Source organism: Phyllobacterium sp. 01N428 (genome assembly GCF_056399405.1).
The window spans coordinates 349449-372159 of the sequence record NZ_JBFTRH010000003.1 but is presented as its reverse complement, the minus strand read 5'-3'; the positions used below and the strand labels follow the sequence as shown (position 1 = coordinate 372159).

At 59.8% G+C, this 22711-nt stretch carries 18 protein-coding genes; 9 read left to right on the top strand and 9 right to left on the bottom strand.

The window, feature by feature from the left end; genetic code table 11:
* On the top strand, nt 1-199 hold a 199-nt coding region (locus AC1DNI_RS11845; RefSeq protein WP_477691976.1), incomplete at its 5' end, for a hypothetical protein.
* 287 nt (nt 200-486) lie between these two features.
* Here AC1DNI_RS11845 and AC1DNI_RS11840 read toward each other — a convergent pair.
* Nucleotides 487-1758 carry an FAD-dependent monooxygenase gene (locus AC1DNI_RS11840; RefSeq protein WP_477691975.1) on the bottom strand — a complete coding sequence of 424 codons (1272 nt, stop codon included), beginning with the start codon at nt 1756-1758 and terminating at the stop codon, nt 487-489.
* 29 nt (nt 1759-1787) lie between these two features.
* Nucleotides 1788-2033, bottom strand: coding sequence for a zinc-finger domain-containing protein (locus AC1DNI_RS11835; protein ID WP_027232370.1), 246 nt, complete (start codon nt 2031-2033; stop codon nt 1788-1790).
* A gap of 199 nt (nt 2034-2232) precedes the next feature.
* Between AC1DNI_RS11835 and AC1DNI_RS11830 the strand changes: the two genes are divergently transcribed.
* The gene (locus tag AC1DNI_RS11830) at nt 2233-4428 is read left to right on the top strand and encodes an RNA degradosome polyphosphate kinase (RefSeq protein WP_477691974.1); all 2196 of its coding nucleotides are present in this window, start codon (nt 2233-2235) and stop codon (nt 4426-4428) included.
* Entirely contained in the window at nt 4425-5936 is a 1512-nt protein-coding gene (ppx, locus tag AC1DNI_RS11825; protein WP_477691973.1) for an exopolyphosphatase, read from the top strand. The genes AC1DNI_RS11830 and ppx overlap by 4 nt, the downstream gene beginning before the upstream one ends.
* A gap of 44 nt (nt 5937-5980) precedes the next feature.
* Here ppx and AC1DNI_RS11820 read toward each other — a convergent pair whose 3' ends face one another.
* Together AC1DNI_RS11820 and rnd are read right to left on the bottom strand one after the other, a co-directional pair.
* Nucleotides 5981-6904 (bottom strand): DMT family transporter, encoded by a 924-nt coding sequence (locus AC1DNI_RS11820; RefSeq protein WP_091918963.1) that lies wholly within the window; start codon nt 6902-6904, stop codon nt 5981-5983.
* 87 nt (nt 6905-6991) lie between these two features.
* Entirely contained in the window at nt 6992-8152 is a 1161-nt protein-coding gene (gene rnd / locus AC1DNI_RS11815) for a ribonuclease D (protein ID WP_477691972.1), read from the bottom strand.
* Between the two features lie 150 nt (nt 8153-8302).
* Here rnd and aspS point away from each other — a divergent pair, with 150 nt between their 5' ends.
* Complete coding sequence (aspS, locus tag AC1DNI_RS11810; RefSeq protein ID WP_477691971.1) at nt 8303-10093, top strand: aspartate--tRNA ligase; 1791 nt, start codon at nt 8303-8305, stop codon at nt 10091-10093.
* A 262-nt stretch (nt 10094-10355) separates the two neighbouring features.
* On the opposite strand, the gene AC1DNI_RS11805 is transcribed toward aspS, so the two are convergent.
* Nucleotides 10356-11552: a hypothetical protein gene (locus AC1DNI_RS11805; protein WP_477691970.1), complete on the bottom strand. Its 1197-nt coding sequence runs from the start codon at nt 11550-11552 to the stop codon at nt 10356-10358.
* 202 nt (nt 11553-11754) lie between these two features.
* On the opposite strand from AC1DNI_RS11805, the gene parC reads away from it, so the two are divergent.
* From parC to AC1DNI_RS11780, 5 genes are all read left to right on the top strand, one after another.
* Nucleotides 11755-14043 carry a DNA topoisomerase IV subunit A gene (gene parC, locus AC1DNI_RS11800; RefSeq protein ID WP_477691969.1) on the top strand — a complete coding sequence of 763 codons (2289 nt, stop codon included), beginning with the start codon at nt 11755-11757 and terminating at the stop codon, nt 14041-14043.
* 303 nt (nt 14044-14346) lie between these two features.
* Nucleotides 14347-14640 carry a HigA family addiction module antitoxin gene (locus tag AC1DNI_RS11795; protein ID WP_477691968.1) on the top strand — a complete coding sequence of 98 codons (294 nt, stop codon included), beginning with the start codon at nt 14347-14349 and terminating at the stop codon, nt 14638-14640.
* A gap of 91 nt (nt 14641-14731) precedes the next feature.
* Nucleotides 14732-15445, top strand: a complete 714-nt coding sequence (locus tag AC1DNI_RS11790) for a TetR/AcrR family transcriptional regulator (RefSeq protein ID WP_477691967.1) — start codon at nt 14732-14734, stop codon at nt 15443-15445.
* Between the two features lie 26 nt (nt 15446-15471).
* Entirely contained in the window at nt 15472-16680 is a 1209-nt protein-coding gene (locus AC1DNI_RS11785) for an efflux RND transporter periplasmic adaptor subunit (protein WP_477691966.1), read from the top strand.
* Nucleotides 16677-19820 carry an efflux RND transporter permease subunit gene (locus AC1DNI_RS11780; protein WP_477691965.1) on the top strand — a complete coding sequence of 1048 codons (3144 nt, stop codon included), beginning with the start codon at nt 16677-16679 and terminating at the stop codon, nt 19818-19820. The genes AC1DNI_RS11785 and AC1DNI_RS11780 overlap by 4 nt, the downstream gene beginning before the upstream one ends.
* A 72-nt stretch (nt 19821-19892) precedes the next feature.
* On the opposite strand, the gene AC1DNI_RS11775 is transcribed toward AC1DNI_RS11780, so the two are convergent.
* The 4 genes from AC1DNI_RS11775 to AC1DNI_RS11760 all read right to left on the bottom strand — a co-directional run bounded on the left by AC1DNI_RS11775 (nt 19893) and on the right by AC1DNI_RS11760 (nt 22668).
* Nucleotides 19893-20792: a DMT family transporter gene (locus AC1DNI_RS11775; RefSeq protein ID WP_477691964.1), complete on the bottom strand. Its 900-nt coding sequence runs from the start codon at nt 20790-20792 to the stop codon at nt 19893-19895.
* A 63-nt stretch (nt 20793-20855) separates the two neighbouring features.
* Nucleotides 20856-21602, bottom strand: a complete 747-nt coding sequence (locus AC1DNI_RS11770; RefSeq protein WP_113281892.1) for an arginyltransferase — start codon at nt 21600-21602, stop codon at nt 20856-20858.
* 110 nt (nt 21603-21712) lie between these two features.
* Nucleotides 21713-22126, bottom strand: coding sequence for a hypothetical protein (locus AC1DNI_RS11765; RefSeq protein WP_113281891.1), 414 nt, complete (start codon nt 22124-22126; stop codon nt 21713-21715).
* Between the two features lie 71 nt (nt 22127-22197).
* Nucleotides 22198-22668: an RDD family protein gene (locus AC1DNI_RS11760; protein ID WP_477691963.1), complete on the bottom strand. Its 471-nt coding sequence runs from the start codon at nt 22666-22668 to the stop codon at nt 22198-22200.
* Nucleotides 22669-22711 lie beyond the last annotated feature (43 nt).

Genomic DNA, 22711 nt, shown 5'->3' with positions numbered 1-22711 from the left:
TCCAAGCGATGGCAGCATGCCGCAGGGAGCCCTGATGACGACGGGTGCAACCCTTTCCTCGGACGGTCGCCTGCGACAGCGGCTGCGGGCTGTAACAGAGCCCGCAGCCGCATTCCAAAATTACATCATCTCGAAGAAACAATCCTCGGCCTCTTGTGCCGAGGATCCATTCTTGCTTATGCAGGTCGCGAGCGCCTGAGGTGGATCCTCGGGTCAAGCCCGAGTATTACGGCGGTGGGGGCAGGATGCCGACAGTGGGGGTGACGGTGACAGCTGCGCGGCAAGAAAGCAGTGGAGCACTGAAAGCGCGGGCGGACAATCCGCAGCACGAGGGCACCAAGTCTCCGCCGTCATCCTGGGGCACTTGTCCCGAGGATCCATTCTTCCTTATGCGGGGCGCGAGCGCCTGAGTGGATCTTTGGGTCAAGAGCCCGGGATTGACGGGACCGGTGGCTCACGCGCAGTGGCTCAAGCGCCGCCGAATTATCAGCCACGCTTTTCCGGATCAAATCCATAGAGCCAGTCGAAGCCCTCGACGAACTTATCGGCTGGCCGATTGCGAAAGACGACGTTGCGGGCAAGCGCAACCGGACCTCTTGCATGGTAGGCAAGCTGGTTCAATGCGCCGCGTCGCACCACTGCACCGACCCGTTTGGATCGTGACTTGCTGAACTGATCGAGCGCCGTCGTCCATTTCTTGCCGTCGGTGGCAAGCGCAGCCGCCAGCAGGCAGGCGTCTTCAATGGCCATGGCGGCGCCCTGTGCCGCATAGGGCGTCATGGCGTGGGCGGCATCGCCGATGAGGACCACGCGCTCCTCGATCTTGAACTGGCATTTCTTCGTGGCAAACAGCCGCCAGGGCGTCCAGGGCCGGCCGGCGCGCATCAGGTCGCAAATCCCTTGATTCCACGCTGCGAACGCGCGGATGAAATCCTGGCTGGCATTGTTGGTCTGCTGGTCGTCCCAGCGGCGGCGAATGTTTCGATCCGGTGCAACCGCCACGAAATTGATCACCTGTCCGGAGCGAATGGGGTAGGCTATCAGGTGGGCATTAGCGCCGGTCCAGGCCACGACATTGGTGCCGGGAGGCATCAGCGCGGCAAAGGCGGGCGGCAATTGGTCGACCGCGACCGAAGAACGCCAGGCGATCGTTCCCGTGTAACGGGCGCGGTCGGTGTCGGACAGTGCGGTGCGCATGTCCGACCACACGCCATCTGCGCCGGCGAGCAGCGCCCCGCGATGTTCTTCGATACGGTCATGATACTGGACCCGAACCAAAATGCCTTCGGCGTCCGACTTGTATTGCGTCACCGTCGATTGCAGCTGGATCGCAATGTTGGGACGGTTGCGCGCCTCGTTGAGCAGCGCATTTTGCAGGTCGGCGCGGTGGCAAACGATATAAGGCGCGCCCCAACGCTGTCTTGCCGTTTCGCCGATCGGCAGATGCAGCAGATTTGCGCCGCTTCGCCCGTCCTGCAGGCAGATGGCATGCGGCTCGACGGAGGCATATTTCAGCCGTTCCAGCACACCGAGGCGATCGAGAAGGCGCGTGGCATTGGGTGAAAGCTGCAGGCCCGCGCCGATCTCGGCAAGTGTCGCACTCTTCTCGAATATCTGAACCGAAAAACCCTTGTCGCTCAGGGCAAGCGCGAGCGTCAGGCCGGCAATGCCGGCCCCCGCAATAATGATCTGGTCAGGATTGGGAATTCGCCTGTTACGTTCTGTCTTGAGATCAATCAGGGTCGGGCCAGAGGACATCCGGATGGAACCAGTTTCTCCGTCCGGGTTCAAGCAGCCCTATCGACGTAGATGCAGCCTTCCGGCACCGTCACCTCGGCGGGAAGCGAGGGATCGTAGCGGTAAAGCGTCGAGCAATAGGGGCAGACCTTTTCGTTATCGTCGCCAAGATCCAGAAATACGTGCGGGTGATCGAACGGAGGATTGGCGCCGACGCACATGAATTCCTTCACGCCGATGCTGATCGCTGCATGACCAGCGCTGTTCTGGAAATGAGGGATGCTGTGTCCAGCCATATTACGCTCCTGACGACTCGCCGCTCAACGCGCCTTGGCGCAATTGACTTCTCTTTCCCTAGGGTTTGTATCATCCTGAATGCGATTTCAAGACGCTTGCAAACAATCTGTCAAAACACCGCATTAGTTTTGCCGTTGAGACATGACCGTATATTCCGTTGCCCGTATAGTGGCAGCCAGTATTTGATTGGAGAATATTATGAACGAACAGGCGCCCCTCATTCCGCAACCGGTCGAGAGCGTCGATCTGCCCGATCTGCCGAAAAGCGTCGATCGGTTCGTCAATCGCGAGTTCTCCTGGCTGCAGTTCAATCGGCGTGTGCTGGAGGAAGCCCACAACGCGCACCAGCCCCTGCTGGAACGGCTGCGTTTCCTGTCGATCTCGGCCGCCAATCTCGACGAGTTCTTCATGGTTCGCATCGCCGGCCTGGCCGGTCAGGTTCGTGCCGGCGTCTCCGATCGCAGCGATGACGGGCGCACCCCGCAGGAACAGCTCGATTTCGTGCTCGAAGAGGTTGGGCGGCTCCAGGCCGCGCAGCAGATCAGGCTGACGGAACTGCGCGCCGAAATGCTGAAGGAAAACATCGAGATCGTGCGGCCAGACCGGCTGACCAGCGCCGAACAGGCGTGGCTCGAGGATCACTTCCTCGAAACCATCTATCCGGTGCTGACCCCGCTCGCCATCGACCCGGCACACCCGTTTCCCTTCATCCCCAATCTCGGATTTACCATCGCCATGTTGCTTAGCCGCAGCAGCGACAATCGCCCGATGACGGCGCTGCTGCGCCTGCCGCAGGCGCTGAAGCGTTTCATCCAGATTCCCGACGAGAGCGGCCATTTCCGCTTTCTGACACTAGAAGATGCAATCAGCCTCTTCACCGGCCGGCTGTTTCCCGGCTACGAAATCAAGGGGGCAGGGACGTTCCGCATCATCCGCGACAGCGATATCGAGGTGGAAGAGGAGGCCGAGGATCTGGTGCGCCTCTTCGAAAGTGCGCTGAAGCGCCGCCGCCGCGGCCAGGTGATCCGCATCGAGTTCGACGACGAAATGCCGGAACCGCTGCGCAGCTTCGTTGCGACCGAGCTTGGCGTGCCGGACAATCGCATCAGCGTGCTCGAAGGCCTGCTCGCCCTCAACATGATGTCCGAAATTGTCGGCATACCGCGGGCCGACCTCAAATTCGTGCCCTACAATCCGCGATTCCCCGAGCGTGTCCGCGAACATGGCGGCGATTGCTTTGCGGCGATCCGCGAGAAGGACATCATCGTTCACCATCCTTACGAATCCTTTGATGTCGTTGTCCAGTTCCTGCGCCAGGCCGCCGCCGATCCCGATGTCGTCGCCATCAAGCAGACGCTCTACCGCACATCGAACGACAGCCCGATCGTGCGCGCGCTTATCGATGCGGCCGAAAGCGGCAAGTCGGTGACGGCATTGATCGAACTCAAGGCGCGGTTCGACGAAGAGGCGAATATCCGTTGGGCGCGAGACCTGGAGCGCGCCGGCGTGCAGGTGGTCTTCGGCTTCATCGAGTTGAAGACGCATGCCAAGATGTCGCTTGTGGTGCGCCGTGAAGAAAACCGGCTGCGCAGTTACGTTCATCTTGGCACGGGCAACTATCATCCGATCACGGCGAAGATTTATACTGATCTATCGTTCTTCACCTGCGAGCAGGCCATCGGCCGCGACGTGGCGCAGATTTTCAACTACATCACCGGCTACACGCCGCCGTCGGGGGAAATGCGCATTGCAGTTTCGCCGATTTCGCTGCGTCCGCGTATCCTCCAGCACATCGCCGAAGAAATCGAGCACGCCAAGGCCGGACGTCCGGCTTCGATCTGGATGAAGGTGAATTCGCTGGTCGACGCCGAGATCATAGACGCGCTCTATAAGGCGAGCAAGCACGGTGTCGAAATCGACCTGGTCGTCCGCGGCATTTGCTGCCTGCGCCCGCAGGTGCCGGGACTTTCGGAAAACATTCGTGCAAAATCGATTGTCGGCCGTTTCCTCGAGCACAGCCGCATCTTCTGCTTCGGCAATGGCGAAGGATTGCCGTCCGAAAAAGCACTGGTGTATTTCGGTTCGGCCGACATGATGACGCGCAATCTCGACCGCCGTGTGGAGACGCTGGTGCCCATCACCAATCCAACTGTGCATCAACAGGTTCTTTCACAGATTATGCTGGCCAACGTTCTCGACAACCAGCAGAGTTACGAGTTACTAGCAGACGGAACGTCGCGCCGGATTGAGCCGGCCGAAGGTGAAGAAGCTTTCAACGCGCAGGAATATTTCATGACAAATCCCAGCCTTTCCGGCCGTGGCAAGTCTCTGAAATCCTCGGCACCTCGACTGATTGCCCATCGCAAGCGCTCGAAAAGAAACAAGGCTGCATGATCTCCGCTGCACAGGGACGCGTACAGGGGCGCCAGCCGGCCGCAGTTATCGACATTGGCTCGAACTCAGTGCGCCTTGTCGTTTATGAAGGCGTCAACCGCTCGCCCACTGTGCTGTTCAACGAGAAGATTCTCTGCGGTCTCGGCAAGGGTCTGGTCAAGACCCACAAGCTGAATGCCAAGGCGGTGCAAAGCGCGCTGCGTGCGCTGCGCCGCTTCCGGGCCCTGGCCGATCAGGCGGGAGCGGTTTCACTCGACGTTCTCGCAACGGCCGCAGCGCGCGAGGCCGAGAACGGCTCGATGTTCATCAAGGAAGCCGAGGCGTTGCTCAAAGAACCCGTACGGGTGCTTTCGGGACGCGAGGAAGCGTATTATTCCGCCCTCGGCATCATCTCGGGATTTCACGACCCGGACGGGATTGCCGGCGACCTCGGCGGCGGCAGTCTCGAACTCGTCGATGTCAAGGGACGTCAGATCGGCGACGGGATCACGCTTCCGCTTGGCGGCTTGCGCCTGCAGGACATGGCGGATGGTGATCTCATGGCTGCGGTGACGATAGCAAGGAAGTATCTGGCTTCTGCCAAGCTCTTGGCGAATGGCAAGGGGCGCACCTTCTATGCCGTCGGCGGCACCTGGCGAAATCTCGCCAAGCTCCATATGAGCGCGACGCACTATCCGCTGCATGTCATGCATCACTACGAAATTCCGTTCGAGGAGGCGCAGCGCTTCCTGAAGCTCGTCGCCGCCGGCGATCTCGACTATATGCGCGGCATAGAGGACGTCTCGAAAAACCGCCGCTCATTGCTTTCCTATGGCGCAATTGCGCTGCTCGAAACCATCAAGCTGATGCGTCCGGCCCAGGTTGTGTTCTCGGCGCTTGGGGTACGCGAGGGATTTCTCTATTCGCTGCTTTCCGAAAGCGAGCAACTGGAAGACCCGCTCATCTCGGCAGCCGATGAACTGGCGGTACTTCGCGCCCGTTCGCCTGCCTATGCGCGCGAGCTTGCCGAATGGACCGGTGGCGCCTTTGCCGCGCTCGGCTATGACGAGACCGAGGACGAAAGCCGCTATCGGCGCGCTGCCTGCCTCGTCGCCGATATCAGCTGGCGCGCCCATCCGGATTATCGCGGCTCGCAGGCCTTGAACATGATCTCCAACGCCGCCTTTATCGGCATTGATCACCCCGGCCGCGCCTATATCGCTCTTGCCAATTTCTTCCGCCATGAAGGCATTACCAACAGCGTCGCCGATCCGGACCTAGCGGCGATTGCCACGCCGCGCTTGCTCGAATATTCGCGCATCCTCGCGGCGGTCATGCGCATCGTCTACCCCTTCTCGGCCTCGATGGCCGGTGTGGTGCCTTACTTGTCCTGGAAGGCGACGGCAAATGGCATCGATCTCGTCGTTCACAAGTCCAAGGCCGACCTCATCGGCGATGTGCCGGAGGGCCGGCTGCAGCAACTGGCGAAACTTACCGGTAAAAACATCCGGATGACGATCGGCTCCTAGTTCTCGGAGCCGACCCTAACCGCAAGGCAATTGGCGATTAACCGCTAGATCGGCGCGGCCGTTGCTTTCTTGCGCGCGGGCAAGGTCATGGCTGCGACCCCGGCAATGACGCAGACGAGCCCAAGCCAGGCGGTCGAGCTCAGGCTTTCCCCGAGAAAGAGCACGCCGATTCCAACCCCGATCGGCACGCGCAGATAGGCTTGCGACGTTGTGCTGACCGATCCCAGCGTATGGACGAGGCGGAAGAAGATCACGAAGGCGAGGGCGGTCGAGAAAACCGCAAGGCCAAACAGGGCTGCAATCGACGCGGTTGACGGTACGATCGTCCACGGATGGTCGACGACAAGGCTCAAGGGTATGAGCATGACCGCACCGCATATCATAGAGCCCGCCGCAGGCATCATCGGGTCCATCCCCTTGAAGCCGCGGCCGAAAATAGCTGCGCATGCATAGGAAATCGTCGCCGTGACAATTGCGAGCTGCGAGACAAGTTCCTTGCCGAGGCCGTTGAAGGCCTCAAGGCCGATGATCAGGCTGATGCCAACGACGCCAGCAGTGACGCCGAACACCTTGCGGGCGGTCACAGGTTCGTGCCGTGTGATGAGCACGGTGAGCAGGAACGTGAAGATCGGGGTCGTCGAATTGAGGATCGTCGCAAGACCGGCGTCGACGGTGATTTCCGCCCAGGCAACCAGGGTAAAGGGGATGACACTGTTGATGCAGGCCTGGATGAAGAAGCGCTTCCACACGTCCGGATCTCGCGGCAGTGCGAGACCACGCATCCGGATGATGGCGAGCAGTAGCGCTCCGGCAATCAAGGTGCGCGCGGCAATAAATGTAACGGGCGGAATGGTTTCCACGCCGATCTTGATGAAGGTATAGGAAGCCCCCCACAGCGTGGCAAGCACCGCGAGAAGGGCAATCTCTCTGGCAAGCGGCGGGGTCGTCGAAACGGCGGGACTGGACATGCGTGGTTGCCTAATGTGTGACGTGACCATGCCGGGACGTTAGCTGCATCGCCAAAGCGATGCTACGATCACGGCCGAACTATCGGCTTACTCTTCTGGCCAGGGAACTGCCCGAATCTTCCTGTTTTCGAATTTGAGGCAAAGCGATCCGTTGATCAGTTGCAGCGCCTTTTCGCCAAAAACCTCGCGCCGCCAGCCCTGCAGCGCCGGAATGTCGTCGACGTCGCCCTCGGCGGCGATCCGGTCGATCTCGTCGGTTGTCGCAACGACCTTCGCGGCTACACCATGCTCCTCGGTGACAAGGCGCAACAGCACCTTGAGGAGTTCAGCGGCAGCACCGGCGCCTTCCGGCGACTGCACGGATTTCGGCAGGCGTGGCATGTCTTCCTTCGGCAGGTCGAGCGCGAGATTGACAGCATTGAGAAGGCCGGTCGCCATGCTTGAGCGTTCCCAGCCCTTCGGGATCGTTCTGAGGCGTGACATCGCCTCCGCATCGCGTGGCTGCTGCTGCGCGATCTCGTAAATTGCATCGTCCTTGAGCACGCGCCCGCGCGGCACGTTGCGCTCGCGCGCCTCGCGTTCGCGCCAGGCCGCGACACTGCGCAGAACCGCGAGTTCCTGCGGCTTGCGCAGGCGCATTTTCAGCCGCTTCCACGCATCGTCCGGATGCATGTCGTAGGTTTCGCGCGCCGTCAGGATTTTCATCTCGTCAAGCACCCAGTCGGTGCGGCCCTCTTCCTGAAGGCTGTGCTTCAGATGAAGATAGATGTCGCGCAGATGCGTAACGTCGGCGAGCGCATAGTCGAGCTGCTTTTCGGAGAGCGGGCGGCGACGCCAGTCGGTAAAGCGTGACGATTTGTCGATTTGCGCGCCGACGATGCGCTGAACCAGCTGATCATAGGCAATCGCATCGCCAAAACCGCATACCATGGCCGCAACCTGCGTGTCGAAAACCGGATGCGGGATGAGATTTCCGAGGTGGAAGATGATTTCGATGTCCTGGCGCGCGGCATGGAAGACCTTGACGATCTTCTCATCGGCCATCAGCCGAAAAAAGGCAGCAAGATCAAGCCCGGGCGCCAGGGCATCGACGATCGCAGTATGATCGGGCGACGCAAGCTGAATGACGCAGAGTTCCGGCCAGAAGGTGGTCTCCCGGATGAATTCCGTATCGACGGTCACGAAATCGGATTGCGAAAGGGCCGCGACAGCCTGCTCAAGTTGGTCGGTGGTTGTAATCATGCTCATAAATTTTCTATAGCGAATGAGAATGCGTTTGTCTCCGCCCCGATCTTGACAAATCACCCTCAAAATGCGCTTGTCCGCCCAAATTCTTGGCTCATGCCGGGGCATTTCCCACGCTTTTCGGCAACCAGCATAAATTCAGAGGCACATACCATGCACCGTTACCGCAGCCACACCTGCGCAGCCTTGCGTAAATCGGACGTTGGTTCGACTGTTCGTCTATCCGGCTGGGTCCATCGCGTCCGCGACCACGGCGGCATTCTCTTCATCGACCTGCGTGACCACTATGGTCTGACGCAAATCGTTGCGAGCCCGGATTCGCCAGCATTCAAATTGGCGGAAACTGTACGCGGCGAATGGGTTATCCGCGTCGACGGTGAGGTCAAGGCCCGTACCGACGATACGATCAACCCGAACATGCCGACCGGAGAGATCGAAATCTTCGCCCGCGAGATCGAAGTTCTGTCGGCTGCCAAGGAACTGCCGCTGCCGGTCTTCGGCGAGCTCGACTACCCCGAAGACATCCGTCTGAAGTACCGCTTCCTCGACCTGCGTCGCGACACGCTGCACAAGAACATCATGGCGCGCACGAAGATCATCTCGGCGATGCGCCGCCGCATGTCCGAAATCGGCTTCACGGAGTTCTCGACGCCGATCCTGACGGCCTCTTCGCCGGAAGGCGCGCGCGATTTCCTCGTGCCGAGCCGCATCCATCCCGGCAATTTCTACGCCCTGCCGCAGGCGCCACAGCAATACAAGCAGCTCATCATGATGTCGGGCTTCGATCGCTATTTCCAGATCGCACCGTGCTTCCGCGATGAGGACCCGCGCGCCGACCGCCTGCCGGGCGAATTCTACCAGCTCGATATCGAGATGAGCTTCGTCGAGCAGAACGATGTGCTTTCGACGATGGAACCGGTGCTGCGCGGCATCTTCGAGGAGTTTGCCAATGGCAAGCCGGTAACGCAGGAATTCCCGCGGATTTCCTACGATGTCGCCATGCGCAAATACGGCTCCGACAAGCCGGATCTGCGCAACCCGATCGAGATGGAAGCTGTCACCGAGCACTTTGCCGGCTCCGGCTTCAAGGTTTTCGCCAACATGATCGCCAATGATCCGAAGGTCGAGGTCTGGGCTATACCGGCCAAAACCGGCGGATCGCGCGCATTCTGCGATCGCATGAACTCCTGGGCGCAAGGTGAAGGCCAGCCCGGCCTCGGCTATATTTTCTGGCGCAAGGAAGGCGAGGCGCTGGAAGGCGCCGGACCGCTTGCCAAGAATATCGGCCCGGAACGTACCGAAGCCATCCGTACGCAGCTTGGCCTCGGCGAGGGCGACGCCGTTTTCTTCGTGGCCGGCGACCCGAAAAAGTTCGTCTCCTTTGCCGGCGCGGCGCGCACCCGCGCGGGCGAGGAACTCAACCTCGTCGATCGCGATCAGTTCAAGCTGTGCTGGATCGTCGATTTTCCCTTCTTCGAATGGCTGGAGGAAGAAAAGAAGATCGATTTTGCCCACAACCCGTTTTCCATGCCGCAGGGCGGCATCGACGCGCTGGAGCATCAGGATCCACTGACGATCAAGGCGTTCCAGTACGACATGGTCTGCAATGGCTTCGAAATTGCCTCGGGCGGCATCCGCAACCACCTGCCGGAGACGATGGTCAAGGCGTTCGAGGCCGTTGGCCACTCGCGCGAGACGGTGGAAGAGCGTTTCGGCGCGCTCTACCGGGCGTTCCAGTATGGTGCTCCGCCGCATGGCGGCATGGCGGCCGGCATCGACCGCATCGTCATGCTGCTCGTAGGCGCCAGGAACCTGCGCGAGATCACCATGTTCCCGATGAACCAGCAGGCCTACGATCTCCTGATGAATGCACCTTCGGAAGTGTCACCGGCGCAGCTGCGCGACTTGCACATTCGCCTCAATCCGGTGAAGAAAGAGGTTTAAAAACCTCACCGATGTGGTTTTCAATACAAAAAAGCCCGGCAGCAATGCCGGGCTTTTTACTATGCCATAAGGCCTTCGGCGAACGTTGCGTTTCAGCGTTACGGAACCTGGGTCCTCGGGACAGGCCCGAGGATGACGGAAAGGAATGGCACATACGCCGTCCGCCATCATTTTCGCAGCCGGTCAGCGGTTATCCGCGGCGTCTTTCCCCATCGCCGTCATCCTCGGGCCCTTGTCCCGAGGATCCACGTCGCGCGAAATGCTACTCGGTCGCGGTGACAGTCACCCCGAGCGTCTTGATCAGCGATTTCGGATCGGCCATACCGCCCGCCGCGATGATGGCGAAGGGTACGGGCTTTGCCGGCATCGCCTTGATTTCGATCGTTTTCGGGTTGTCGAGATAGGTACTGGTCGCCTGGGCGAGCGCTTGCGCGAAATCGGCATTCTTCAACTGCGTTGCCGCCATCGGAATGATCATCTTCGCCTGATTGATCAGGTCGGAACGCTTGGCGCCCTGCTGCTTGGCGACATAATCCAGTGCCTTGTACGTCAGCGAAGCATCGTCGAAGCGAATGGCGGCGCTGTTGAAGCTCAGTTGCTGCATGAGGCCGAGCATGGCCATGCCCTGCGCATCATCGGGCTTGCCTTCCATGTTCTTGGTGGCTTCCTGCAAGCCCTTGATGAAATCGAGCGTATAGCCGGAAATGTCGAGCTTGATGCCGAGTGTACCGGCATTATCGGCGATATAGTCCATCTTTTCGATGTTGAGCCGGCCATCGGCCATGTTCCAACTGCCGCTCATGTCGATCTTGCCGGTGAGCGTCTCATAGCCGAGCGCCTTGAGGGCGTCTTTCGTCTTCGGGTCTTCCACCGTCGACAGGTCCGCCTTGAAGCGTTCCACGTTGGAGGTGAAGGTGACGGGGGCAGATGCGGTGATCGGCGACACGGTGACCGTCAGATTGTCGGCGTTGAAGACGTCCTTGCCCTTTGCGTTGACGTCGAAATGCTTGATCTCGGCCTTTTCGTATTGAAGGATTTTGGCGAGCGGATCGGTTGAGCCTTCAGGAGGCAAGGTGATTCCAGCAAGGCTGATGCCCCTGACATTGACCTTGCTGCCGGGTTCGCCTTCAGGGGTGAAGTTGATGTCCGGGATTGTCAGCGAGCCAATCTTGAAACCGCCGCCGGGCGCATCGGAGACGTCGGTCAACGTCACGTCGCCGGCGCTGAAACTCTCCTTGACGCCCGCAGTCGATACTTTTGTATCCTTCAGGACGACAGTCGAGCCGTTCGTTTCCACGCTGCCATAGTCGAAGGTGCCGCCCTGTTCGGCATAGACGGCCTTGAGACGTCCTGCGACAGCATTTCCATCGACCGCATAGGCCGATCCGGCAAAGATGATCATGAGAGCAGAGGTGGCGCCGAGGACGCGCAGGCTGGAATTCAGATGCATTGAAGCCATGAGTTGATCCCTTCTGTTCCCGTATTCGAAGCGTCCCGCAGCGGCAAAACTATGGCCATCACCGAGGAGCTTTACTGTTAAAGGCCGAGAAGGTCAGATTTGCAGATCGAAAGCAAGAGCCGTACGTCCGGCAAGGCCAACTGGCTGTGATCTTGGCGAATCATTGCTTGCCGCCGAATCGGCGAGTTGATAACCCATTGACATGGGAAAAAGCGTGATTCCGCCAGATAATGGCGACGACAATGACAATAATATCGAGCCGGTCGATCTGAAGGCGGCGCTGGAGGAGCGCTATCTCGCCTATGCCCTTTCGACGATCATGCATCGCGCGCTGCCGGACGTGCGCGACGGGCTGAAGCCGGTGCATCGCCGCATCATGCATGCCATGCGGCTTCTGCGCCTTTCGCCGGACCAGTCTTATGCCAAGTGCGCACGTATCGTCGGCGAAGTCATGGGCAAGTTCCATCCGCATGGCGACCAGTCGATCTATGATGCGCTGGTGCGCCTGTCGCAGGATTTTGCCGTGCGCTATCCGGTCGTCGACGGCCAGGGCAATTTCGGCAATATCGACGGCGATAACCCGGCGGCCATGCGCTACACCGAAGCGCGGATGACCGATGTCGCCATGCTGCTTCTCGAGGGCATTACCGAGGACGCGGTCGATTTCCGGCCAACCTATAATGAAGAGGACGAGGAACCGATCGTCCTTCCAGGCGCATTCCCGAATCTGCTCGCCAACGGCTCGTCCGGCATCGCCGTCGGCATGGCGACATCGATACCGCCGCATAATGTTTCCGAGCTTTGCGCGGCCGCGCTGCATCTGATCAAGTATCCGGACGCGAGCGTCGAGGACCTGATGTCGACTGCGGAGGAGGACGACCCTCTCCAGACCAAGGTGCGCGGTCCCGATTTCCCGACCGGCGGTATCCTCGTCGAAACAGCGGATGCCATTCTTGACGCCTACAAGACCGGTCGCGGCGGTTTCCGCCTGCGTGCCCGCTGGGAGGTTGAGGATCAGGGCAGGGGCACCTGGAATATCGTCATCACCGAGATTCCGTATCAGGTGCAGAAGTCGCGGCTGATCGAGAAGATCGCCGAACTCCTGATCGCCAAGAAATTGCCGCTGCTCGACGATGTGCGCGACGAATCCACCGAGGACGTGCGTCTTGTCCTCGAACCGAAGAGCAGGAGTGTCAATCCGGACATCCTGATGGAATCGCTGTTCAAGCTGACGGAACTTGAAACCCGTTTCCCCTTGAACATGAACGTGCTGTCCAACGGCAAGGTGCCGAATGTCCTGTCGTTGCGCGACGTTTTGAAGGAGTGGCTCGAACACCGCAAGGATGTGCTTATCCGGCGCTCCCGCCACCGGCTCGGCGAGATCGAACGCCGTCTCGAAATCCTTGGCGGCATGCTTGTCGCCTATCTCAACATCGACGAGGTCATCCGCATCATCCGCGAGGAGGATGAGCCGAAACAGGAGATGATCAGGCGCTTCGAACTCACCGACGTTCAGGCCGAAGCCATCCTCAACATGCGGCTTCGCTCGCTGCGCAAGCTTGAGGAGTTCGAGATTCGCAAGGAATTTGACGGTCTCACCGCTGAAAAGCGTGAGATCGAACAACTCCTCGGTTCCGAGCCCAAGCAATGGCAGACCATTTCCTGGCAAATTTCGGAAATGCAAAAGAAATATGCGCCGGATACGCTGCTCGGCAAGCGTCGCACCACATTCGCGGAGGCACCGCAGCACGACCTGACCGATATTCATCATGCGATGATCGAGAAGGAGCCAGTCACCGTCGTCGTCTCCGAAAAGGGCTGGCTGCGTGCCATGAAGGGACATCTTGCCGATTTCTCGGCGCTGACCTTCAAGGAAGGCGATAAACTCAAGCTTGCCTTCCATGCCGAAACAACGGACCGCATCCTTGTCCTCACCACTGGCGGCAAGTTCTACACCATCGGGGCCAACAGCCTGCCGGGCGGGCGCGGCCATGGCGAGCCGATCCGCATCATTGTCGACATGGAGAACGACCAGGACATTGTTACGGCCTTCGTGCATAGCCCCGAGCGCAAACTGCTGCTGTCCTCGCATGTCGGCAATGGTTTCGTCGTTCCCGAGGCCGAGGTGATCGCCAATACCCGCAAGGGCAAGCAGGTGATGAACGTCAAGGCGCCGGACGAGGCGCGCCATTGCATTCCGGTTACAGGCGATACGGTTGCCATCGTCGGCGAAAACCGCAAGATGTTGGTGTTCCCGCTGTCGGAGGTGCCCGAACTCGGACGAGGCAAGGGTGTACGGCTGCAGCGCTACAAGGATGGCGGCGTGTCCGATATCCGCATCTTCGCCATGGCGCAGGGCCTGACCTGGCAGGACGCGGCCGAGCGCACCTTCAGCCGAAGCGAGACCGAACTCCTTGAGTGGATCGGCCCGCGCGCAACCGCCGGACGCATGGTGCCGAAGGGTTTCCCGCGCTCCGGCAAGTTCGCTTGATCCCGCTTGCGACTTAAGTCGTCTGTTCTGAACGAAGCCGCGCGCTAAAGCGCCTCTACGAACATGATGATCCTAGCCGTCTGCCTCCGGATATGGTGGCTAGGGTCGCATCGATATTGGCCGCTCTCGATTCGGCCGAGCGCTTCAGGACATGGATCGACCTTCGCTGAAGCCGCATACGCTGAAGGGAGATCGCAGCGGACGATGGGCGGTCACGGTTCGGGCGAACTGGCGCATTACATTTTCAATGTCGGATCGAAATGTTTTCGACGTCGCTTTGAAGACTATCATTAGGAGATTGTCATGCCGATGAAGAATCCGCCGCATCCGGGTGCATTTCTCAAGGATGATATTGAGGCGCTCAAACTGCCGGTGACCGTAGTCGCGCAAGCACTCGGCGTGACAAGATCTCAGGTATATCGAGTTTTATCAGGCCAAAGCGCAATCACTGCGGAAATGGCGCTGCGATTGGAATATGTAATTGGCGGCACGGCCGACCACTGGTTGAAGATGCAGTTAGCCTATGACGTGGCGCAGGTTCGCAAGAAGGCGGATGACATTACGCGAGAGCTTCATCGCTTGGCATCTCCCGCATGATATTATAAACGAGAATGATCTCTCGCATATTGACGGCCAACTAGCATTCGTATAAATGAGAGAGAGCGTTCTCTCTCATTTCGGTAGATCGATGGTTGATCAAGTCCTGCCCAAGCAGGCAAGGAGCGCCTCCGACGACGATGCGGAGGGCTCTCATTGCTTCGTGGCGAAACTCTTCGGCAAGCGCGCGCGCAATCGCGAAGCGCAGGAGGAGCGTATTCTCAACGCCGCAATGAGCTGTTTCATCCGTTCTGGCTTCCGTGGCGCGTCGATGAACGATATTTGCTCCGAGGCAGGCATGAGCCCCGGTGCGCTTTACCGCTATTTTCCCTCCAAGGAAGCGATTATCGAGACGATCGCGGCGATGCATCGCCAGCAAAGCAATGAGATCCTCGATCGCATGCTGCAGTCCAACAATATCATCGATGCGATTACCCAGGTCGGCACCGACCATGTGCGCAAGATGTCGCTGAACGATAGCGGTCCGGGCCCGGCCGATTCCAGCGCGCGCCTTTTTGTCGAGGTACGGGCCGAGGCGATGCGAAACGAAACCGTCGCGGCAACCTGCGAACTGCACGAAGGGATGATGCGCGAAAAGCTGCATGCAGCCCTCGAAGCTGCCAAGGCGCGGGGTGAAATCGATCCGATCGCCGACATGGATCTCGTGGTCGCATCGCTGGCCGCCATGGGCGAGGGGATTATCATGCGCAACTTTCCGGCCCAGGGCCTTCCCGTCGAAGCGCTGGAGCCCGTGTTCCGTGCGCTCGCCGTAGCGATGCTGCGCCCGACAAATTCCAAGATTTGAAGATCGCTCCAACTCGAGTTTTCCCGATGAGCCGTTACAGCAAAAAAGTTCTTGTTTCCCTGGCTCTCGCGTCGAGCCTCTCCCTTTCCGCCATGGCGGGCGCGATGGCTGAAGAAAAAGCCGCTGCCGCCGTCCCCGAGACTAAAGCGCCGGTCATCAATGTCATCCCCGCGGGCAAGAGCGAGATGGTCTCGACCATCACCGTCAACGGCACCATCGTGCCGCGCCAGGAGGTTGCGGTCGGGACCGATGTTGCCGGCCTGCTCGTCCTCGAACTCAACGCCGATCAGGGCGACGTTGTGAAGGAGGGCGACATTCTTGCCCGCCTCGACAAGTCGGCGCTGCAGATACAGCTCGCACAGATCGATGCCCAGCGAGCACAGGCCGACGCTTCGATTTCGCAGTCGGAGGCACAGATCGTCGATGCGGAGATTGCCGTGCGCCAGGCCATGGAAGCGCTGGAGCGGGCACGTGCTCTCTCCAGCAAGGGCATCAACTCCAAGATGGAGCTCGACAACGCGACCAACGCCCACGACAGCGCCAATGCCCGTCTCAATACCGCCCGCCAGGCGCTGGTCGCCACCCAGTCGCAGTTGCAGCTTGTCGCCGCGCAGAAGCGCGATGTTCTCCTGCGCCTGGAAAAGGCCGACGTGAAGGCGCCGACCGCCGGCGTCGTCCTCAGCCGGAATGCGCTGCTTGGCGGCATTGTTTCGTTCAATGCAGGACCCTTGTTCCGCATTGCGCGCGACGCGCAATTCGAAGTAGCAGCCAATATCCCGGAAGTGGATCTGCCTCGCCTCAAGGAGGGTATGCCGGTTTCGGTCCGCGTCTCGGGCATGGAGGACCCGGTATCCGGTCGCGTGCGCCTCATCTCGCCGGAAATCAACGCAAGTTCGCGCCTTGGCTCGGTGAAGATCACACTCGAGAAGAACCCGGCGATCAGGCCCGGTAATTTCGCCCGCGCCGTGGTCGAACTCACGCGCCGCGACGGCATCAATGTTCCGCTCTCCGCCGTGGTCTATCATGGCCGCACCGCGCTTGTGCAGGTCGTCAAGGACGGCGTCATCGAAAGCCGCACGGTGGAACTGGGCATTCGCAACGACCGCGCCGTCGAAGTCCTCAAGGGACTGGCGGAAGGCGAGGAAGTCGTGGCCCGCGCTGGAACCTTCGTCGCCAATGGCGACCGCGTAACGCCGGTTCGCGTTACCGACGAGGCCACGGGGGCCATCAAATGAACTGGAACATTTCTGCCTGGTCGATCCGAAACCCGGTTCCCTCGATCCTCCTCTTCGTGGTGCTTGTCGTTCTCGGCCTGATGGCTTTTGCCAAACTGCCGATCACGCGCTTCCCCAATATTGATGTGCCGCTGATTTCGGTTTCCGTCACCGACCCCGGCGTCGCACCGACCGAACTTGAAACCCAGATCGCCAAGCGGGTCGAGGATTCGGTTGCGAATATAACCGGCGTCAAGAACGTCACCACCAATTTGACGGAAGGCAATTCCACCACGCTTGTCGAGTTCCGGCTCGAAGTCGATACGCAAAAGGCACTCGATGACGTCAAGGATGCCGTGTCGCGCATTCGCGACGACCTGCCGGCGACGATCAAGGAACCAATCATCAATTCGGTCGATGTCGAAGGATCGTCTATCCTGACCTATGCCGTCTCGGCGCCGACCATGACATCGGAAGAGCTGTCCTGGTTCGTCGATGACAAGATCATCCGCGATATTCAGGGCCTGAAGGGTGTCGGTCGCGTTGAGCGCTATGGTGGCGTTACCCGGGAAATTCGCGTGTCGCTCGATCCTGACCGGCTTACGGCGCTTGGCGTTACCGCCTGGGACGTGAACCGCGCGCTGAAATCGATGAATGCCGACCTGACCGGTGGGCGCGGCGATCTCGGAACCATGCAGCAGACGATCCGCACCCTTGGCGCATCGCGTACGCTTGACGACCTGCGGGCCGTGGAAATTCCGCTCGCCGGCGGCCGTTCGGTGCGCCTCGATGCCCTTGGTACCGTCAGCGACTCCTTCGAGGAGCCCAAATCCTTTGCCCGGGTCAACAACCAGACCGTTGTATCCCTTGGCATTTTCCGCGCCAAGGGCGCCAGCGATACCGATGTCTACGCGCTCGTCCAGGCGCGGATGGATCAATTGAAGGAGAAATATCCCGACGCGCGCTTCAGCATCATCGACAATTCGGTGAACTACACCTACGGCAACTATGAATCGGCGATGAGTTCGCTGGTCGAAGGTGCGCTGCTGTCGATCATCGTCGTGTTCCTGTTCCTGCGCAATATTCGGGCGACGCTGATTGCCGCAATCGCCTTGCCCCTGTCGGCCATACCGACCTTCTGGGCGATCGACATGCTGGGCTTCTCGCTCAATCTTATCAGCCTGCTCGGCATCACCCTCGTCACTGGTATCCTCGTTGACGACGCCATCGTCGAGATCGAGAACATCGTCCGCCATATGCGCTCGGGCAAGTCGCCCTATAGGGCATCGCTCGAAGCCGCCGACGAAATCGGCCTCGCCGTGATCGCGATTTCGGTGACGATCATTGCCGTCTTCGCGCCGGTCAGCTTTATGAGCGGCATTGCCGGGCAGTATTTCAAGCAGTTCGGTCTGACGGTCGCCGTCGCCGTATTCTTCTCGTTGCTCGTCGCACGCCTGCTGACGCCGATGATGACGGCCTATCTGCTGCGCGATGGGAAGAGCTTGCACCATGGCGACAAGGAAGCCGGCTGGATACGCGGCTATACGCGGTTCCTCGGCGTAACCTTGCGTTATCGCTGGCTGACGCTGGTAAGCGGCATTGGACTTTTCGCGCTCGCCATCTGGGCAATGGGCTTCCTGCCCTCCGGTTTCGTTCCGCCACAGGACGAGGCGCGGGTCGCCGTCAGTCTCGAACTGCCGCCCGGCGCGCCGATCGACGAGACGCTGCGCGTCACCGATGCGGCTTCGCTCAAGGTGCGCGAGATTCCCGAAGTCCAGCAGACCTATGTGACCGGTGGCACATCGCCGACGGGTTCGCTCGATACGCGCCGTGCAACGATGATCGTCAAGCTCAGCCACAAGAGCGAACGGCACCGGACCCAGAAGCAGATCGAGGTCGATATCTTCAATAAATTGTCGGAAGTGCCAGATCTCAGGGCAAATTTCGTCAATGATCGCGGCGAGCGAGAGTTTGCTGTCGGCGTTATCGGCAGCGATGGTGACAAGGTCAGCGAGCAGGCCCGCCTGCTGCAGAGCGGGATGACCGCGACAGGCAGTTTCCAGGCGGTATCGTCTACTGCCGCGCTCGACCGGCCGGAAATCATCGTTACGCCGCGCATGGACAAGCTCGCCGAACTCGGCATTTCGACCTCGCAGGTGTCGGATGCATTGCGTGTCGCGACGCTGGGCGATCTTGATGCGAACCTTGCCAAATACACGATCGGCGACCGGCAGATTCCGATCCGCGTGCAATTGACCGAGGAAGCGCGCCGCGATCTTTCGATCCTCAGTACGCAGACCGTGACGACCCCGGCGGGTGTGGTGGTGCCACTCGAATCCATCGCCGACATCAGCTTTGGCCAGGGACCGTCCTCCATCGAGCGTTTCAACCGCGAACGCCGCGTCGTGGTGGGCGCCAATATGGCGGGCGGCAAGGAGATCGGCGAGGGGCTCGATATCGTCAAGAACCTCCCGGCTGCGAAGTCCATGCCCCAGGGCGTGCGCATCCAGGAGACGGGCGACGCAGAAGTCATGGGCGAGGTGTTTGCCGGGTTCCGCGATGCGATGATCATGGGCCTCATGCTCGTCTTCGTCGTGCTGATCCTGCTTTTCGGCAGTATCTTCCACGCCTTCACCATTCTGATGTCGTTGCCTCTGTCGATCGCCGGCGTGGCGGTGGCGTTGCTGCTCACCAACAATTCCGTGTCGATGGCGGTGGTCATTGGTATCCTGATGCTGATGGGTATCGTGACCAAGAACGCGATCATGCTCGTCGACTTCGCGGTCGAGGAGGTGAAGCATGGCGCTGCCCGCAACGAGGCGATCATCGATGCCGGACGCAAGCGCATCCGCCCGATTGTGATGACGACGATTGCCATGTCTGCCGGCATGCTACCCGCCGCCATGGCTTTCGGCGACGGCGGTGAGTTCCGCGCGCCGATGGCGATTGCCGTTATCGGAGGCCTTCTGGTTTCAACGGTTCTGTCGCTGGTCTTCGTTCCATCGTTCTACACGATCATGGACGATGCCAGCCATTGGATGGGCCGTGCTTTCCACTGGTCGTTCCGCCCCAACAAGCCCGATGAACCGGAGACTGTTGCACATGGCGAGTTGGTTCACGTGCAAGGGCCGCGGCCGATTATCGTTGAGGCCGCGGAGTAACGATGCAGCAGCAGTTCGATATCTGCGGGAATCGACGGGCGAATTCTCGAGATCGGGGCATATTCGCTTAAATCATACCGGATGCCGTAGGGGTCCCAATCGTGCTAGCCGGCGGCCGTGGTACATCTGCCAGAGCGAGTGGCAGACGAGGGCGGTGATGATGATCAGCCCCCCGACAAGGGTCGGATCGCTCGGCCGCTCGGCAAAGATCATCCACACCCAGATCGGCGTCAGCACGGTTTCAAGCAGATAGAACATCGCGACTTCGGGTCCGGAGATGAACTTCGGGCCGGTGGCAAGACAAAGGAATGCCAGCGTCGTCACGACAGCGCCGTTGAATATGATCCAGCCCGGGACTGCAACCGAATAGCCGTTCTGGGCAACCATGAACGCCGCCACCGCCATGGGAAGCGCAGTGCCGATGATCGCGGCAAATCCCATGTCCTTGCCCGAGGCACGGCTGACCGTGATTGCCGATGACAGGATGAAGGTCGAGAGCAGGGCGACCAGATCGCCGAAGAGGTGACCGGAGGAAAGCCCTTCGCGAACGATGATGCTGACGCCGACCAGCATGAAGAACATGGCTGCAAAAGTTGCCGGTTTCGGCCGCTCCTTGAGGAAAATCCAGGACAGGAGCGCCGAAAACACCGTGTTGAGCGCAAGAATGAACACGAGGTTTGCTGTCTTGGTATTGTAGACGGCAATCATGAAGGTGATCGAGGTCAGGCCGTAGAGACCGGCGACAACATAACCAACGGCGCCCGGAACAATCGGCCGCCACTTGCCTGTCGCAAGGCTCCAGATCAGCCAGATGAGGAAGGCGCTGATGAAGGTCGTTGCGCTGCGCAGCAACAATGTCGACCAGGTTTCTCCATGGCCAAGCCGCAACAGCGGAATGTCGGCCGTCAGGATAAGGCCGCCAAGGCCGGTTATGAGCAAACCCTTGCGATGGTCGAGGTGAAGCTGGGACATGCGGCGTTTCCGAATTGCTTTATTTGCCGCATGCCAGGGCAGTGTTAGGGCAGGCTGGATAGATCAGTCTTGGCGTTCCCACCCCTTGGGGCCGAGATGTTCCTGGGGCTTGTAGCGAATCTTGTATTGCATCTTGCGCGAGCCCGCCACCCAGTAGCCAAGATAGACGTGGGGAAGTCCGGCGGCGGCGGCGCGCTGGATATGATCGAGGATCATGAACGTGCCAAGCGAGCGGGTGGCGTGTTCGGGATTGAAGAACGAATAGACCATCGACAGGCCATCGCCCATGATATCGGTGAGCGCGACGGCAATAAGTTCGCCTTCGCCCTTCTTGGTGATGAAGGAGTCCGGACCGCGGCGTCGGTATTCGATGATCTGCGTCGGCACATGCGTGTCCTCGATCATCATCGCATAGTCGAGAACTGACATCTCCGACATGCCGCCCTTGTTATGGCGGGCATCCAGATATTGCCGGAACAGAGCATATTGCTCGGTGGAGGGCTCCGCGTGGTGAATATTGCCGATAAGGTCGCGGTTGCGATTCCAGACGCGGCGCATAGACTTGTCCTGCTTGAACTCGCCCGCAAGGATGCGCACGGAGACGCAGGCTCGGCAGTTTTCGCAGGCAGGACGGTAGGCGATGTTCTGCGAGCGGCGGAAGCCGCCTTGCGTCAGGAGATCATTGAGCTCGCTGGCGCGCCCGCCGACAAGATGCGTGAAGACCTTGCGCTCCAGCTGCCCCTCCAGATAGGGACAGGGCGAGGGTGCTGTCAGGAAAAACTGTGGTGACTGCTGTGGTTGGTGCGTCATTCCATGCCCTGGGACGGTCTTCAATAGCTAATAGAATCGTATGACCGTCCGAAACGTCAATTGAATAATATTGTATTCAGCAATGAAAGTCTTCGTCCCTGTAGTATGGCTCAGTTCGCACCGCAGGCGCCGCCGGTCCAGCTATGGCTGACAGCATCGAATCTGCCGTCCTTCGATGCGCCCCAACGTCCGCTGAATTGCTTGTAGTCATCGGAGAAATGAAGGTCGAGCCGGCCGGTTCCATATTTGTCGGTCCAGATCAGCGACCGCGAGGTTCCGGTGCCATCGTCCTTTTCGGCAAGCTTGCCAACAAGCCGCCCCGCGGAATCGCCGGCTTCATAGGTGCCGTTGATGTGGCCCGCCTTGTCGACGTTCAATATCGTCTCGACGTCGCGATAGTCGCCGTCTGAAATCATTTCGCCGCAATAGCGGCCGGCCGGCGAAGCGGCCATGCCCGGAATCGTGCCGAGCCCATAGATTGCGAGCGCCGCAAAAGCGAGCGCGGATAAACGCATTTTCATCATTTGTACTACCTTGAAAGTGGCCCTCGAAAAGCGAAGGCCCTGGAATTATTGCTGCTAAATGAGCCTCGAAATTAGCTGTACGCGCGGACGACAACCGTCCCAAGAAGAAGGTCGTGCACAGTTCGCTTACGGTCGAGGAAGAATGTTGCGAGCAGGATAAGCGGCGTCAACACCACGTTAAGGCCCCAGAAAAGCACCGTATGGACGACGGCGAGCAGGCCATCGACCTTCTGGCCGTCGAGCCGTTCGAGCTTGATGCCCATCATCTGCATGCCCTTGGTCGCCTGATGTCGCCCGCCAAGGGTCGTTGCCACATAGGCGAGGGCGACGGTGGGGAACATGATGCCGTAGAGCGTCCAGCCAAGGCCGAGCGTCGCGACGCCGAGAATTGCAATGAGGATCGCCACCGGAATGCAAAGGAAGAACACGATCACATAGTCGATGAGGAAGGCGAAGGCGCGGCTCGTCCGCACGCCCTGATAGAGGCGCCAGTCATCAAGCCGGCTGGTTACGATTTCGCCGTCAAGCGTTTCGGTGTTCATTTCGTTTTCCGTTTCAAACCGGCGACAGAATGCCGTTGCGCTG